The sequence below is a fragment of the Pectobacterium sp. A5351 genome, assembly GCF_028335745.1.
GTDB lineage: Bacteria > Pseudomonadota > Gammaproteobacteria > Enterobacterales > Enterobacteriaceae > Pectobacterium.
Genome location: NZ_CP116477.1, coordinates 2,901,064 through 2,916,582 on the forward strand (window position 1 = coordinate 2,901,064; position 15,519 = coordinate 2,916,582).

Annotated in this window: 16 protein-coding genes; 5 read left to right on the plus strand and 11 right to left on the minus strand. The window is 39.0% G+C overall.

The features are described 5' to 3' along the window. Positions 1-173: 173 nt before the first annotated feature. Positions 174-1,580 (minus strand): NADP-dependent phosphogluconate dehydrogenase, encoded by a 1,407-nt coding sequence (gndA, locus tag O1Q74_RS13450; protein ID WP_271873777.1) that lies wholly within the window; start codon positions 1,578-1,580, stop codon positions 174-176. A gap of 258 nt (positions 1,581-1,838) precedes the next feature. Here gndA and O1Q74_RS13455 point away from each other — a divergent pair, with 258 nt between their 5' ends. Both O1Q74_RS13455 and O1Q74_RS13460 read left to right on the plus strand, forming a co-directional pair. Further along, positions 1,839-2,462, plus strand: coding sequence for a plasmid pRiA4b ORF-3 family protein (locus O1Q74_RS13455; protein WP_271873779.1), 624 nt, complete (start codon positions 1,839-1,841; stop codon positions 2,460-2,462). 144 nt (positions 2,463-2,606) lie between these two features. Next, positions 2,607-2,807, plus strand: coding sequence for a hypothetical protein (locus tag O1Q74_RS13460; RefSeq protein ID WP_271873780.1), 201 nt, complete (start codon positions 2,607-2,609; stop codon positions 2,805-2,807). Between the two features lie 55 nt (positions 2,808-2,862). On the opposite strand, the gene O1Q74_RS13465 is transcribed toward O1Q74_RS13460, so the two are convergent. Further along, positions 2,863-3,759 carry a sugar phosphate nucleotidyltransferase gene (locus O1Q74_RS13465; protein WP_271873782.1) on the minus strand — a complete coding sequence of 299 codons (897 nt, stop codon included), beginning with the start codon at positions 3,757-3,759 and terminating at the stop codon, positions 2,863-2,865. 240 nt (positions 3,760-3,999) lie between these two features. Here O1Q74_RS13465 and rfbA point away from each other — a divergent pair, with 240 nt between their 5' ends. The 3 genes from rfbA to rfbD are packed head-to-tail and all read left to right on the plus strand — an operon-like array spanning position 4,000 to position 6,255. Next, complete coding sequence (rfbA, locus tag O1Q74_RS13470; protein WP_116186107.1) at positions 4,000-4,869, plus strand: glucose-1-phosphate thymidylyltransferase RfbA; 870 nt, start codon at positions 4,000-4,002, stop codon at positions 4,867-4,869. Position 4,870: 1 nt separating this feature from the next. Continuing rightward, the gene (gene rfbC / locus O1Q74_RS13475) at positions 4,871-5,407 is read left to right on the plus strand and encodes a dTDP-4-dehydrorhamnose 3,5-epimerase (protein ID WP_271873785.1); all 537 of its coding nucleotides are present in this window, start codon (positions 4,871-4,873) and stop codon (positions 5,405-5,407) included. Beyond that, positions 5,404-6,255 (plus strand): dTDP-4-dehydrorhamnose reductase, encoded by an 852-nt coding sequence (rfbD, locus tag O1Q74_RS13480; RefSeq protein WP_271873787.1) that lies wholly within the window; start codon positions 5,404-5,406, stop codon positions 6,253-6,255. Before rfbC ends, rfbD begins: the two co-directional genes overlap by 4 nt. A 99-nt stretch (positions 6,256-6,354) precedes the next feature. Here the strand turns inward: rfbD and O1Q74_RS13485 are convergent, their stop codons facing one another. From O1Q74_RS13485 to O1Q74_RS13525, 9 genes are all read right to left on the minus strand, one after another. Next, the gene (locus O1Q74_RS13485; protein ID WP_271873789.1) at positions 6,355-7,494 is read right to left on the minus strand and encodes a DUF1972 domain-containing protein; all 1,140 of its coding nucleotides are present in this window, start codon (positions 7,492-7,494) and stop codon (positions 6,355-6,357) included. 1 nt (position 7,495) lies between these two features. Further along, positions 7,496-8,587: a glycosyltransferase family 4 protein gene (locus O1Q74_RS13490; RefSeq protein ID WP_271873790.1), complete on the minus strand. Its 1,092-nt coding sequence runs from the start codon at positions 8,585-8,587 to the stop codon at positions 7,496-7,498. 167 nt (positions 8,588-8,754) lie between these two features. Then, positions 8,755-9,789: a glycosyltransferase family 4 protein gene (locus tag O1Q74_RS13495; protein ID WP_271873791.1), complete on the minus strand. Its 1,035-nt coding sequence runs from the start codon at positions 9,787-9,789 to the stop codon at positions 8,755-8,757. A gap of 221 nt (positions 9,790-10,010) precedes the next feature. Beyond that, complete coding sequence (locus O1Q74_RS13500; RefSeq protein ID WP_271873792.1) at positions 10,011-10,826, minus strand: hypothetical protein; 816 nt, start codon at positions 10,824-10,826, stop codon at positions 10,011-10,013. Then, positions 10,823-11,803 (minus strand): EpsG family protein, encoded by a 981-nt coding sequence (locus tag O1Q74_RS13505; protein ID WP_271873793.1) that lies wholly within the window; start codon positions 11,801-11,803, stop codon positions 10,823-10,825. The genes O1Q74_RS13500 and O1Q74_RS13505 overlap by 4 nt, the downstream gene beginning before the upstream one ends. A 375-nt stretch (positions 11,804-12,178) precedes the next feature. Then, the gene (locus O1Q74_RS13510; RefSeq protein ID WP_271873794.1) at positions 12,179-13,429 is read right to left on the minus strand and encodes an O-antigen translocase; all 1,251 of its coding nucleotides are present in this window, start codon (positions 13,427-13,429) and stop codon (positions 12,179-12,181) included. Continuing rightward, positions 13,426-14,538: a DegT/DnrJ/EryC1/StrS family aminotransferase gene (locus O1Q74_RS13515; protein ID WP_271873795.1), complete on the minus strand. Its 1,113-nt coding sequence runs from the start codon at positions 14,536-14,538 to the stop codon at positions 13,426-13,428. The genes O1Q74_RS13510 and O1Q74_RS13515 overlap by 4 nt, the downstream gene beginning before the upstream one ends. Continuing rightward, positions 14,531-15,001, minus strand: a complete 471-nt coding sequence (locus tag O1Q74_RS13520; protein WP_271873797.1) for an acyltransferase — start codon at positions 14,999-15,001, stop codon at positions 14,531-14,533. Before O1Q74_RS13520 ends, O1Q74_RS13515 begins: the two co-directional genes overlap by 8 nt. Beyond that, positions 14,979-15,398, minus strand: a complete 420-nt coding sequence (locus O1Q74_RS13525; RefSeq protein WP_271873798.1) for a sugar 3,4-ketoisomerase — start codon at positions 15,396-15,398, stop codon at positions 14,979-14,981. The genes O1Q74_RS13520 and O1Q74_RS13525 overlap by 23 nt, the downstream gene beginning before the upstream one ends. Positions 15,399-15,519: the final 121 nt, after the last annotated feature.

Sequence of the window (15,519 nt, forward strand, 5' to 3'; positions counted from 1 at the left end):
CAATGATCTCGGTAAAAAAGCAGATTTCTTTAATGAAATTTACAGTATTCCAGAAAAAAAGTCATAGATATCCTAACGATATCTATCCACTGATTCATCAATACAAAAAACGCCAGATATTTCCTAATCTGGCGTTTTATTAACAAACGGCGCTATCTAAGCATAAGAAACGATTATTCCAGCCACTCGGTATGGAATACGCCTTCTTTATCCGTACGCTTATAAGTATGTGCACCGAAATAGTCACGCTGAGCCTGAATCAGGTTAGCAGGCAATACGGCTGAACGGTAGCTGTCGTAATAAGCAATGGCCGCTGAGAAGGTTGGCGTCGGGATACCTTGCTGAACCGCGTAAGAGACGACGTCGCGCAGCGCCTGCTGGTATTCGTCAGCCACTTTCTTGAAGTAAGGGGCCAACAGCAGGTTAGCGATATCTGCTTTCTGCTCGTACGCATCGGTGATTTTCTGCAGGAACTGTGCACGAATGATGCAGCCAGCGCGGAAAATCTTGGCGATTTCACCGTAGTTCAGATCCCAGTTGTTCTCGTCGGATGCGGCTTTCAGCTGTGAGAAGCCTTGAGCGTAAGAAACGATTTTACCCAGATACAGCGCACGGCGCACTTTCTCAACAAACTCGGCTTTATCGCCACCGAATGCCTGAGCCGTTGGGCCAGTCAGCACTTTAGAGGCAGCAACGCGCTGATCTTTCAGTGAAGAAAGATAACGAGCAAAAACGGATTCGGTGATCAGAGACAGCGGCTCACCCAGATCCAGAGAGCTTTGGCTGGTCCATTTACCGGTGCCTTTATTAGCCGCTTCATCCAGAATCACGTCAACCAGATATTTACCTTCTTCATCTTTTTTCGTGAAGATGTCAGCAGTGATTTCAATCAGGTAGCTGCTTAACTCGCCTTTGTTCCATTCAGAGAACGTTGAGGCCAGTTCTTCATTGCCCAGATTCAGAGCCTGTTTGAGCAGCGCATAGGCTTCAGCAATCAACTGCATGTCGCCGTATTCAATGCCGTTATGCACCATCTTGACATAGTGACCTGCACCATCAGCGCCAATATAGGTCACACAGGCTTCACCATCAGCATGCGCGGCAATCTGTTCCAGAATCGGCGCAACCAATTCGTAAGCTTCTTTCTGGCCACCCGGCATGATGGAAGGCCCTTTCAGGGCACCTTCTTCCCCGCCGGATACACCTGTACCGATGAAATTAAACCCTTCAGCGGACAGCTCGCGGTTACGGCGAATCGTATCTTTATAGAAGGTGTTACCGCCATCGATCAGAATATCGCCCTTTTCCAGGTAAGGTTTCAGCGATTCAATCGTTTTATCAGTTGCTTCACCGGCCTTCACCATCAGCAGAATACGGCGGGGTTTTTCCAGGGATTCGACAAACTCTTCAACGGTGTAAGAAGGCACCAGTTTTTTACCCGGATTTTCCGCGATCACTTCATCGGTTTTATCGGAAGAACGGTTAAAGATGGAAACGCTATAGCCACGGCTCTCAATGTTCAGCGCTAGATTGCGCCCCATCACCGCCATACCGACAACGCCAATTTGCTGTTTGGACATTAAAGCAACTCCAGTCTGAAGGATAACCTGCCTGCAACGACGACAACGACTCGCATGGCGACCCCGCAGGCAATTTAAAAACAGGCCAACATGGTAACTCAGCTTTGCGTGAGTGGATAGTGATTGGTTTGATAGTAAAAATCCCTACAGACACAACAAAATTCATCAAAATGCAATTTATTCGGCAGCACACGGTGTTATACAACATATTCTGCTTCATTTAGCATCGGTAATTGTCTCCTGATCGAAAGAGGATTCATGATGTCACTAAAACGCTACCAGCTAAAAATTTCACTACTGGATTCACAACCGACTATCTGGCGACGCGTTGTCGTTCCTGCCAACATCACGCTTGACCGACTACATGATGTACTGCAAATCACTATGGGATGGGAAGACCACCACCTGCATGAGTTTATTTTCAAAAAACAGCTATTCACCTATACTTTCAACGATCTTAACCACAGTGACCATGTTGTTAAGGAAGAGAGCCTGCATCGTCTTGACACACTGCTGAAACGCAAAGGCAACTCACTACGCTATATTTATGATTTCGGCGATAGCTGGGAACACGTCATTGAGTTGGAAAACAGCGCTTACTCTGATGATGACGAATCAGGCTTCGTCCATTGCCTCGACGGTGAAGGCGGTTGCCCTCCAGAGGACTGCGGGGGAATTCATGGTTATTTTCGGCTATGTGAAATTCTTAACGATCCTGAGCACGAAGAACATGAAGAGACGTTGGCGTGGCTTGGCATACCGGATGAATTCCGCGCACTGGCTCCTGAATTCCTGCTCCATTTCGATGAAAACCTGATTAATAGCGAATTATTTCAATACGCTAAATGGTCTCGCGACCGAGCGCTGCCGTGGTTTGAATAGTTTCGATAGTAAATTTGCAACATTCAAGACAACTCTCTTCTTCGATAGCGCGATCTATCTGCACGGGTTCCTCTTCAGGGCTCTCCCTGTAATTTGAAGGCTCATTGGAGTGGTTGTATAATGAACATATCAGATGGAGGGCATATGATAAAAATCACCGATTACCCACAAATGAAAGCGTGTGCTTGGTATCTAGCCCCAGAGACCCAATTTAACGATCGTGAAGCATTAGATTTCTACGAACGTAACTGGAAATATATTGAGCAAAATGAACTAACTGCTCACGAAAAAAAGCTCATTGAACGACTAACCAAGGAAGTAGGGTACGGTTTTCTCAATGTCTGAATTTCAAAACCGCAGGTGAATACGCCTGCGGTTTAATTGTATTTTACAGTCAATATTACTTTTTCAGCAGCGCCTTAATGCTTTCTTTAAATTCGGCACCAAACTCAGGGTTGCGTAATCCATAAGAGACAAACGCCTGTGCATAGCCCAGTTTACGACCACAGTTAAAGTTCTTGCCTGACATTTGCACAGCATCCACCTGCTGAGTCGCGATCATATCGGCAATCACATCCGTTAACTGAATACGTCCCCATGCACCAGGGAGTGCTTTATCCAGCAGTGGCCAGGCATCGGCAGTTAATACATAACGCCCGACGGCAGATAGATCAGACCCCGTTTCAGAGGGTGCCTCAGGTTTTTCAATCATAGACGTAATCGCTGCGGCATCGCCGGGGTTCACCAGCGGTCTCTCACAATCAACAACAGAGTACTCAGGCAACACCTCATAAGGACGATGCTTCACCAACACCTGGCTGCGGCCTGTTTCTTCAAAACGAGAGATCAACAGCGCCAGATTTTCTTTCGTTTGGTCAGCGGTATTTTCATCCAACACGACATCGGGCAACACCACCACAAACGGATTATCACCAACGATTGGACGCGCACAGGAGACAGCATGCCCAAGCCCCAGCGTTTCACCCTGACGAACGTTCATGATCGTCACGCCTTTCGGGCAAATTGACTGTACTTCGGCCAGCAGTTGACGCTTGGCACGTTCTTCCAGCAGAGACTCAAGCTCAAACGAGGTGTCGAAGTGGTTTTCAATCGCATTTTTCGACGCATGCGTCACCAGAACAATTTCTTTAATCCCCGCCCTCACACACTCGTTGACGATTTTCTCAATCACCGGGCGGTCAACCAATGGCAACATTTCCTTAGGAATTGCCTTGGTCACTGGTAACAAATTCATCCCTAAACCTGCTACGGGGATAATAGCTTTCAATGATGTCATGGATTGACTCTCTTCAATCTAATGGTCTTTATTTAAACATCTATTTTGATCAAACCGATCATTTTCACTTCGCAGCCTGATATCACGCGCCACGCATAACACTAAGATTACACCCAATCAGTCACAAAGCGATCCTAGGTATCGACTTTTTCTGATACATCAGACAATTCTGGTGAAGTAGAGTGATATACTAAAGCAGCTATTTAAAGACAATCTTTAATGAAAAAGGTGGAGTTATTGATGAAAGGGATCGTGCTCGCAGGGGGAAGTGGTACTCGGCTATATCCGATTACTCGCGGAGTTTCTAAGCAGTTGCTGCCGATTTATGACAAACCGATGGTTTATTATCCTATTTCGGTTCTCATGCTCGCGGGTATCCGTGAAATACTGATTATCACTACGCCCGAGGATATGCCAGCATTTCAACGCCTTTTAGGCGACGGAAGCCGTTTTGGCATTGAGCTTAGCTACGCGATTCAACCCAGCCCTGATGGATTGGCCCAAGCTTTTATCATCGGTGAAGAATTTATCAATGGGGAACGCTGCGCGCTGGTACTCGGCGATAATATTTATTTCGGTCAAAGCTTTGGCAAGAAACTTGAAGCCGTGGCGACAAAAGAAGAAGGCGCAACAATCTTCGGCTATCAGGTCACCGATCCTGAGCGTTTTGGCGTCGTCGAATTTGATCAGGATTTCAAAGCGCTGTCGATAGAAGAAAAACCGGTAAAACCGAAATCTAACTGGGCTGTCACTGGACTCTATTTCTACGATAAGAATATTGTAGAAATGGCGAAGCAGGTCAAACCGTCACACCGCGGCGAGTTAGAAATCACCACGCTGAATCAGATGTATCTAGAGCAAGGCAATCTAGACGTTGAATTATTAGGACGTGGTTTCGCTTGGCTGGATACAGGCACGCATGACAGCCTGATTGAAGCATCACAATTTATCCATACCATTGAGAAACGCCAAGGGTTTAAAGTCGCTTGTCTGGAAGAGATTGCATTCCGCAAAGGCTGGCTATCTAAACAGCAAGTTGCTGACGAAGCAAAAGTAATGAGCAAAACGTCCTATGGACAGTATTTAACCCAACTCATCGCAGAGAAATAACATGCAAGTCATTGATACTACTATTCACGGCGCAAAAATCGTTCAGCCGAAAGTATTCGGTGATGCAAGAGGTTTTTTTCTGGAAACGTTTGAAAAGAGACGTTATCAGGAGATGTTGGATATCGATGTAGACTTTGTCCAGGATAATCACTCTCGTTCAAGTAAAGGCGTCTTACGAGGCCTGCATTTCCAGAAAACCAAACCGCAAGGAAAACTCGTCCGCGTTGTACGTGGCGAGGTATTTGATGTCGCCGTGGATATTCGCCAGGACTCCCCTACCTACGGAAAATGGTATGGACTGATCCTATCGGAGGAAAACAAAGCACAATTTTGGCTGCCGCCGGGGCTAGCACATGGCTTTGTTGTACTTTCTGATATCGCAGATTTTGAATATAAGTGTACGGATTATTATAATCCCAGCGATGAAGGTTGCCTGTTATGGAACGATCCTGAGGTTGGCATTGAATGGCCAATATCAGCCCCGCTGTTATCCGAAAAAGATAAGTTAGGGAAATTATTCAAGGATCTAGCAAAATGAAAGTATTGTTGACCGGAGCAAACGGGCAATTGGGTCGCTGTTTTCAGGATCGTTTACCAGAAGAATGGAAAATTTTGGCAACCGATTCTAATGAACTCGATATTACGGATTTAGAGCGTGTTGAAGAGGTAGTAAAAAATTTTCAACCAGATGCTATCGTTAATGCCGCAGCCTATACAGCAGTGGATAAAGCAGAATCAGAACCTAAGATTGCAGAAAACATCAACGTACGCGGCCCCCATAACCTAGCAACTGTAGCAACTAAATACAATGTGCGGCTCGTTCATGTCTCTACAGACTACGTCTTTGATGGCAATTCAACAGAACCTTACTCTGAAAACAGCCCTACAAACCCATTAAGCGTTTACGGAAAAACCAAGTTAGGGGGCGAACAGGCTGTAACAAAAGCCTCTCCCGAGGCAATCATTGTTCGTACCGCTTGGGTATTTAGTGAATACGGTAATAATTTCGTGAAAACTATGCTGAGACTTGGCAAAGAACGGGATAGGTTAAGCATCGTGGGCGATCAACGAGGTTGCCCCACTTACGCAGGCGATCTAGCTCAGGCAATTATTGCCTTATTGCAGCAAAACGCGACAGGGGGTATCTATCACTACAGCGGCGCTCAAGAAGTCAGCTGGTACGAATTTGCGCAGGCTATTTTTTATACAGCCACGCGTGAATCGATATTAAACAAGGCACCAGAGTTGACGTCAATTTCTACCGAACAATATCCTACTCCCGCCCATCGACCAACCAACTCCACGTTGAAGTGTGAAAAAATTCAATGTTTAGGCATCAAGTTATCTGATTGGGATAAGGCTCTTTCTGTTGCGTTATCGTCTTAATATGGAGACCTATTTTACCCGTCTTCCCGTTCATCCGGGAAGACGCAATACAACTTAACTCCTGAATAGAAAAATATTTAAATGTCCATCATCTAATAATCAAATTGCTTCTTTATTTTTTTCACTCACATCTTTCATACTTATTTTATTAAGAGTATAAGTGGATTCATACTGTTCTCGCACTACGTTCCACGTATAACGACGCATAGCAATGTTTTTCATTTTTTCGGTCATTGCATAATGGTGGCTATTATTAATATCTGCAATTTGTTGAGCCAGATTCTCTGAATTTGAAAAATAGTAACAGCTATCTTCAGTTGTAAAGCGATTAAAACTACAATCATAAGCGAAAATAATTTTCGAAAAATGCATTGCTTCCACTAATGAAGGGTTAGTCCCTCCAGCCGAATGCCCATGAATGTAACCAATGCATTGGCTGCGTAGTTCATATAAGACATCGACATCATAAATGGGATCGATTATTTCAATATTAGTATATTTACTAAACTTACTCTTCAATCTACGGCCATATTCACTTTTATCCCAATTTCCGATAAATTTCATCCGATGCTGAGGGCATTGAGAAAAGCTATCCAACACCATTTCGATATTATTTTCTGGCTCTATCCGGCAGATTGATAAAAAATAAGGAACAACATTAGTTTTACTATCCTTATCTTTAACCGCTAACGCATGATCACCACCATAAGCAATAGTTAGTGTTTTGACTTTATACTTATCGTCCACATAATCAGTAATCGCCTGATTATCCGCAATTACTACATCGGAAAAACGTATAGCGCAGCGTTCACTTAGTTGTAAAAATCGTTTAACCCATCCTCGCCATTTTTCTCTCTTCCATTCCAAACCATCAATATTAGTAATTATTCTCCCGCGATAAAATAAACGGAAGATAGGAAGAAAAAGACAACCTGACACTCCAAGAATAAGCGTCACATCAGGTTGAATAAACAACGTCTTCAACAGCGACAGTACGTCATAGGGAATACTTTGAACACCATTTGCATGAAATGGTACGTAACAAATATTTGCGCCGTTATAAGTTATTATTTTCTTATCATAGGCCTTAGATGATGAAAAAACCGTATAGGAAATATCTTGAGAACAGTTATTCACTAAATTCTCAACTAAAGACTCAAAACCACCATAACAGGCAGGTAAGCCCACAGTGCCAACAACAGCAATATGTAACTTTTTAGTTTTCAATTTTAATCCCATGTTATTTTGAAGCCTGTCGAATAATATTGAGAATATTTTTTTTATAGCTATCTGATGAGAATTCAGCAGCATGGCGAAAACAGTTTTTTGATAATGTATTCCAACGTTGAAAATCAATCGACAACTCTGAAATAAAAGTAGTGATTTCATCCAAATTGCCAGGATCAATCAAGCGTCCAACCTCATCATTCACAAACTCAACTGGTCCACCATACGGCGGAGCGATTACTGGAGCCCCGAAACTCATTCCTTCAAGTAAAGTGAGTCCAAAAGTTTCAACCCATTGGGTTGGATTACTCAAGTTCACAACCATAAATGCATTAGCAAAAAAGTCATTTATATTCTCAGGCGAGCGATAAGCAGAGAAATTGGGTATATCTATTATTTCACCTTGGAATCGTTTAAAATCCATCTCAGAAGTATTTAACAACGCAATAAAATTTACAGTAGGTAAACGCCTAGCTAATGAAACAAAAGTAAAAATACCTTTATAAGTCTTAAGCGAACCTACAAATAGAACTTTTTTTCCCTCAAACTTTGTCATCGGTTGTAGATTAGGCACTTTAAAATCGCATCTTAGTCCATTGTAGACTATATGACTTAGTGGTTTTTTTAGGTTTACCTTCTGCTGCACATAACGAGATACATACAAAGCTTGATCTGCGCACCAATCAGCTATCATTGATAAAAATGACATTAATACGCGAGGACGAATATGTGTTTCATGGATGTAAACTATAGTTCGATGCGCTAATAATTTTGCCGCGATAGTACCACCAAACGGCAGTAACGTGTTAACTAGTACAATAGTACTGTTACCTTTTAAACGTTCTTTTATCAGCAAATATGAGAGTAATACAAACATAATAGCCTGTGAAACTATATACCGAGCTAGTTGTATATACTTATTATCATGTGGACGATATGGCACCACATGATAACGGCCAGCTTCAGTCAAAAAACCAGGCGTTGCGCTGCTGATAATATGGACGTCACTTTCGCATTCATCTTGTACCGCATCGATTGCATCTCGCAATACTCTGGGGCTACCACTATAATCATTGAATAAATGTACAAAGAAAATTGTTGTCATGTAAAATTCTTTTCAATACTAGTGCGATACAGTTAAGTAAGTCATAACTAAGTCCGAAATCATGCCGATATCAGTTCAATATGTCTTAGACAATGAGAAAAATTAATGAAGATGGTTATAATTAAAAATATGGTTGCAGAATCGCAATTGCAACTTGCTTAACAATTCTAATCGAGTAATGCATCATTGAATTTCCTCCCTATCTTTTCCCAAGAAATCTTATTTATTTCAAAAGAATTCATTTTAACTTCATTTTCAATTTCTGAAATGGTCAACTGATTAAATTCATTTAACTTATCGATTATCATATTTTCGTTGAAGGTATCTATTTTAAATCTACTTTTCGTATATACCAAAGGCGAATAGTTAGATATAACAATACATCCACAGGCCATCGACTCAGCACATGGATAGTGGAATGCTCCATCTTCAACAAGACCAACAGCCAACATCAGATCATTTTTGCGATAGAACGTTCCTAATTCTTCATCATTAGATATAGGGAAAAAAGAAAATTCGACACCACTACTTTCCAATTTCCTTTTATCTACATCGCTTAAATATACAGCCACATTCAAATGAATATTTTTCCGCCCATCCCACTTGAGCAATGCAGAAATAATATCTGATGTTCCTTTATGTTTTTCCTGTCTGCCTATAATGCCTATTGTATTTTTTTTTCTATGCTGTTTTTTTGCATTGGGATAAAAAATATCTGTATCAATACCAGCAGGAACTATAGATAAATAATTATTTACTCTTTTTGGTAAAATAAAACCATTATTAACAATTTTCTTTAATGGCAATAAGTATGACATATAAGCAACAAACTTAAGAAGTTTATTTTTAAAAAAAACAACTTCATATGCTTGCACATAGTAAAATTTTTTTATTTTCTTGGGTAAAAAGGCAACTATGTAGGCTGTAATATTAAAATTAGCTATGATAATATCGGGATTCAATTTTTTGCAACATTTTCGCATGTGATATATTAACAGTATCAACTGAATATATTTATTACTATGGGCTACCTGTTTTATAGTAACTATCTTAGCTTTTGTTGGATAATATGGAATGGCTTTATTTTGAGGGACAATAAAAATAACATCATGATTTTTATTCACCAATTCTGTTGCTAGCTTGGATAAAACTCGCTCCCCACCAGATTTACCAAAACCAAGAATTGGAATCAATATTTTCAAAACAAAGCCCCTATACATAAAAAAGAACGGAAAAACAGAGTTTATTTCATAATAAATAAAGGAATAATTTAATTGGCATGGGACAAATTAAATCATAATAATAACAGCAGGAGCGCCCACTCTTATTGAAACCGATAGCATATAGAATTAAAAGCAATGGAGCCTTCCATACCATACCTCCCTGAATAACAAGGTAGAAAGCACTAGTGGATTTTTTAAAGTCAAAATATAGATTTTAATAGCTTAAAATATCTTATATCCTTTTTAATAGACAAGTAAATACTCAGAGCAGTAATGTAGAATACTAGTTTAATTTTATAAAAAGGAACATTTTCAAAAACAACCCACTTGCTTTTCTGTAGAACAACCAAACGTTTTATATGACTTTCTACATCAGTAATTTCATGTAAAGCACTATTATGGTTCATACGATAAGGCAGAACATATATATTAATTCCATTTTCTTTAGCAGAAACATAAAATTTAGTATCTACGCCATATAAAGAAAGTCTCTCATCGAATTTTATAAAATCAAATACGCTTTTCTTCACAACAGTGCCACTCATGAGAGAAATCAACCCAGGGTTACCGGCAGACGTCTTAAGAATAGACTCAGTAATTCTAGCACCTCTAATTCCTCTGATCACGCCAGGAGAAATTAAATCATTGCCACTATATATAGTAGGACAAGCTATTTCCTCATCAGATTGAAAGAACTCATCCAAACAAGAAAAATATTCAATGTCAAAATCAGAGTCATCATCAAAAATAATATAACTATCTGCATTAATATTAGATATTATTTTATTATAAACTTTAGATAAAAACGTATTAACTCCAGTGTGATAGTATTCTATGGGGATAGTAAATTCAGGTAGTGATGCTGCACTAAAACCCTGAGGTGAATTATCCCAAAAGCATAAACTAACCCTTTTTGATTCTAAATAATGTTGATTTTTTAATAGAGACTTAACAGTTGCAGTTTCAATTGGTCGTTTAGAGTATAGGACACAAATAATACAAATATCATACGTCATTGATTTACCCAAATCACATTATCCACAAGATATAATAGATTTATTAAAAGATACAACACAATAAAAACGAAAGGTATAACTCTTGGCTTTATTGTATAGAGTAGCATCGGAATAATGAAAATAAGCACAGGCAGGAATATATAACTGATTCTATATGCTGTAGCAACCAACCCCAAAGCTCCAAAGAAATAAAACGAGCCAACACCAACAAACAATAATTTTATATATACAACTGACAACTCACTCTGCTTAAAAACCATTCCCTTTACATAAAAGAAGTAACATATCAGTGCAATGATAAAATGCGACAGGTTCATTTTATTTAACAAATTAAAATCAAGAACCGCTCCTAAATTAATTCCACTATCATTAGCTGACATATAAGCATGGACAATAGATCTTACAAAGTCTCCGGAAAAATAGGAGAAAATAGCAAATAAAAAAGCAACAATCGCTACAAAGAAAAAAGAACGGAGGTTGTAATTACGCACAAAAAAATAAAAAGGAAGTACAACTAAAGAAGATAAATGGAATAAACTTGCAATAGAAATTGATGCTATAAATTTTTTAAAATCCCCTATGTAAATATAATAAAAAGAGAATAATAAAATACCAGCAGCTACACCACCGCGAATCTGTGTATATTCATGAAGCAAGTAAAACATCATTATATAAACACAGTAGCTCAAACCTGGATGCTCTGAATACTTAAATATAGCAATGGTTTTTATCGAAACACCTAATATTGCATAAATAAAAAAGACAACCCAATAATTAGGAAAAAGATTAGTATTCAAGAAAACCATGAACTGAAAAAATAAATCAACGACCCTATCAATGTAATTTGGATAAGTAAGCATATCAACATAATTTGAAAAGTCAGGATCTGGACCAAAAAATCTAGTTCCAGCGACACATGACAAAACCAACATTAATACAGATATAACAGGGATTTTTAATATATCACTTCTTCTCATTTCTTAGACTTCCCATATACTTCCAGTATAATTTACTCAACGCACTAAAAAAACCGTAAGCCGTATATTTCCCTCCAGAGTAACACACTGAAATATGAAAATTAGCCCCATGATTTTCATTATTAATATTTCATAAATATTCCAATCGAATCTTGCTAGCATATAAGTTATATCTGCTTTTATTAGTATAGATATTCATTTACTTTTTGAAAAAAATCACCCATGTTACTCAATAAAAATCGCAAACATCATCTCCTCGAAAACCATTAAGCCCATAATTAAATGTAGGCAGAGATAACGCCATCACAACCTATTTTTAGACTATTGTTCAGATCACTATATTTTCTACAAGGAGGTCTCTATAACCAGTTCGTATTAGCGAGAGTAACGACCAAAAAAAATCACGACAAATAAGAGGTAAAAGAAATAGTTAATAGCATAAGAGATATTTGCCCCTTCGGTAGAATACAAAGGTACAAGTATATAAGCTAAGGTAACTAAGGTAATAGAAAAAACAATCTCAGTTGACACAAACCACTTTGTCGCACCTCGGGATAACATAGGATATGCATACAGCCAACTGGTAATTTTTATTACATCTCCAATAAGTTGGATAGCAAATAATTCCCTGGCTGTCCTAAACTCCTCAGTAAAAAGTAAACTGATTGCAAGATCCCTAAAAAAATACACACCAAGCGCCATGACTGCAGCAATAGGAACTATTAACTTTGCAGTTTGGTTAATCTCATTTCGAATATTTTTAACACCTTTTAGCGTTGACAATTTAGGTAAATAATAAGTACTTAAAGCAACAGTAATAACACCAAGATAGACTTCCGAGATCCGCCAAACAGCTTGCCATTGCCCCGCAGCTTCCCAACCAACATGACTAATTAGAATATTTCTAATCCCAATTAGAGCTATTGGCGCAGTTAAAGCAGTAGTTGCCGCCATTAACACATAGCTACCGATCTTCTTTTTATGTTCTTTATCTGTTTTCCCCCACCAATAGCCTAGTTTAATCCAAGGCTGGCGTAGAACACTAAAAATAAGAATTAATCCAATGAGCCCTGACTGAACAGCTGCTGCCAACAAAGCACCTTTTATGCCAAAACTAACGATAAACATTATCATTAATATGCATGAGAAGGCCGTTGATATTGCGCCTAGTGCAACAAAGCGTCGATATTGCTGGTATCCATTAATTACGGAATTAACTAGTGTACCAATAGCCGCAATAGGTAATGACGCCGTGATGATCCAAATGATCCAAGCATAATTTGAATCATTGAGCAACCAATTCGAAAGCTCATGTCCCAATAAAAAACAAGTAGGCATCAAGATACATAGTATAACAACCAACCACCATAAGCTGGCTTTCCACCAAGGCGCACATGCATCTAGACCTTCTTTCTCAAACTCAGCGGTATAGCGCACAATTCCACTACTGACAGGAGCATTAACAATACCATTAAGACTTGCCACCATACTTTGAATCTGTCCCAACATAGCCATACCAGACGGACCAGTATAAATAGCAACTATCTTGGCAATGACAAATCCACTTCCCATTCTCGCTAATGTCAGTAGCCCACTAAGAAGGGTTACCGAAAGTAACTTTTTCATCCCTGATACTCATTTAGTACTGTAATAACTGTTTGCACTTCTGCATCAGACAATGTTGGCCCCATAGGCAAACTTAATACTTTACTATGAATAGATTCAGTAATGGGCAAAGAACCTTCTCTGAAGCCTAATTCCCGATAAGCCGGTTGAAGGTGTGGGGGCGTGGGATAATGAATTAATGTTTGAATTCCTTTCCCTGAAAGGTACTGTTGTAATTTATCTCGATTGTCACACTGGATTACGAACAGGTGCCATACATGCTCATGAACAAACTCTGGAAAAAAAGGTAATGAAATAAAGCTATTCGCAATACCAGTACAGTAAGCTTTAGCTATTTTCAGCCTTCTACAGTTAGTCTCATCTAAATATTTTAACTTCACAGCCAACAACGCTGCCTGAAGTTCATCAAGTCGACTATTTACACCTTGATAAAGATTTTCATATTTTTTATGTGAACCATAATTTCTCAGAGCTTTTAACGCATCAGCCAATTCATCGTCATTAGTTGTAATAGCGCCAGCATCGCCTAATGCACCAAGGTTCTTACCAGGATAAAAACTAAATCCTGCGGCATCACCCCACGCCCCCGCTTTCTTACCATTGAGCAGAGCACCATGAGCCTGAGCACAATCCTCAAGAACAAGAAGTTTATGTTCTTGAGCAATCGCTATAATTTCATCCATAGGGCTAATTTGACCATAAAGATGGACAGGTAAAATAGCTTTAGTTTTCGGCGTAATGGCTTTTCTTACAGTATCAGGTAAAAGATTGTAGGTTACGGGATTTGGTTCAACTAGCACAGGAACTAAATCATTTTCGGTGATGGCAAGTACAGATGCGATATAGGTATTTGCTTGAACAATAATTTCATCACCATCTTTTAATTTCCCTAACTCTTTCCATGCTCTAAGCGTCAGAATTAGAGCATCTAACCCATTAGCCACACCAATTGTATGCTTAGTCCCGCAATAAACTGAAAACTGCTTTTCAAAAGCAGAAAGTTCATTTCCAGCAATATACCATCCTGATTTTAATACTCTAGAAAAACTATCTTTCAGTTCACTCTCGTATTGCGCATTGACTTCTTTAAGATCAAGAAAACTAATCATTTTTATTTCCAATATATTTAATAATTCGCGCTGGATTACCGAAAACGACAGCATTATCAGGAACATCTTTGGTTACAACAGCACCAGCCCCAATCATACTATTTTCGCCAATCACAATACCTGGAAGTATCGTTGCATTTGCTCCAATAGAAGCATTCTTTTTTACCGTCGTTCTTAGAAAATTTTCAGGATAAATTTTTGAACGAGGTTTTTTATCGTTAGTAAAAGCAACACAGGGGCCGATAAAAACATTATCCTCAATGGTGACACCATCCCATAAATAAACACCAGACTTTATGGTGACATTATCACCAACAATAACATTATTCTCTATTAATGTATGAGCACATATATTGCAATTCCGACCGATCACTGCGCCTTTTAATATTACAGAAAATTGCCATATTCGAGTTTCACTTCCGATATTTTTTGATTGGACATCACTTAACGGATGAATAATCATTAGATTTTATCCTATCCAAGAAAACATCATAATCGCGAATATAGTCTGACTCATCATAAGGCTGATCGGCTAATACCATTAACACACAGTCTTCAGAAAAATCATACATTTCATGCCAAAAATGGGGATCAATAACTATTCCTTGTGCTGGGTTGTCTAATACTAATTCAACTTTTTCATTCCCGTCATCTAATAAAAATCGACATGAACCACGAACAGCAATAGCTACTTGTTTTAAGGTTTTATGGGCATGAAACCCTCTGCGAACGCCCTCTTTAGTTTTAAACAAGTAGTACACACGCTTAATTTCAAATGGAATGTTTTTTTCTTGCTCTAGCGCAACTAATGCACCACGGTCGTCACCGTGTGTTTGCAGTTGTATGACTTTTACTTGCATAAAATAATTCCATAATTCGTTGATGGGATATTTGATATATTCATTAAATTGGATTCAGTTAGAAATTGATAAAAAATCATCGTTGCATGCTGTTTTAAACGACAAAAATATATTAAAAAAT

Bases quoted from the DNA above. Each gene is read 5' to 3' on its own strand.
- rfbA (WP_116186107.1), top strand. From the start codon at position 4,000: ATGAAAGGGATCGTGCTCGCAGGGGGAAGTGGTACTCGGCTATATCCG.
- O1Q74_RS13465 (WP_271873782.1), bottom strand. From the start codon at position 3,759: ATGACATCATTGAAAGCTATTATCCCCGTAGCAGGTTTAGGGATGAAT.
- rfbD (WP_271873787.1), top strand. From the start codon at position 5,404: ATGAAAGTATTGTTGACCGGAGCAAACGGGCAATTGGGTCGCTGTTTT.
- O1Q74_RS13460 (WP_271873780.1), top strand. From the start codon at position 2,607: ATGATAAAAATCACCGATTACCCACAAATGAAAGCGTGTGCTTGGTAT.
- O1Q74_RS13510 (WP_271873794.1), bottom strand. From the start codon at position 13,429: ATGAAAAAGTTACTTTCGGTAACCCTTCTTAGTGGGCTACTGACATTA.
- O1Q74_RS13485 (WP_271873789.1), bottom strand. From the start codon at position 7,494: ATGGGATTAAAATTGAAAACTAAAAAGTTACATATTGCTGTTGTTGGC.
- O1Q74_RS13455 (WP_271873779.1), top strand. From the start codon at position 1,839: ATGATGTCACTAAAACGCTACCAGCTAAAAATTTCACTACTGGATTCA.
- O1Q74_RS13520 (WP_271873797.1), bottom strand. From the start codon at position 15,001: ATGATTATTCATCCGTTAAGTGATGTCCAATCAAAAAATATCGGAAGT.
- gndA (WP_271873777.1), bottom strand. From the start codon at position 1,580: ATGTCCAAACAGCAAATTGGCGTTGTCGGTATGGCGGTGATGGGGCGC.
- O1Q74_RS13500 (WP_271873792.1), bottom strand. From the start codon at position 10,826: ATGACGTATGATATTTGTATTATTTGTGTCCTATACTCTAAACGACCA.
- O1Q74_RS13505 (WP_271873793.1), bottom strand. From the start codon at position 11,803: ATGAGAAGAAGTGATATATTAAAAATCCCTGTTATATCTGTATTAATG.
- O1Q74_RS13525 (WP_271873798.1), bottom strand. From the start codon at position 15,398: ATGCAAGTAAAAGTCATACAACTGCAAACACACGGTGACGACCGTGGT.
- O1Q74_RS13490 (WP_271873790.1), bottom strand. From the start codon at position 8,587: ATGACAACAATTTTCTTTGTACATTTATTCAATGATTATAGTGGTAGC.
- O1Q74_RS13515 (WP_271873795.1), bottom strand. From the start codon at position 14,538: ATGATTAGTTTTCTTGATCTTAAAGAAGTCAATGCGCAATACGAGAGT.
- rfbC (WP_271873785.1), top strand. From the start codon at position 4,871: ATGCAAGTCATTGATACTACTATTCACGGCGCAAAAATCGTTCAGCCG.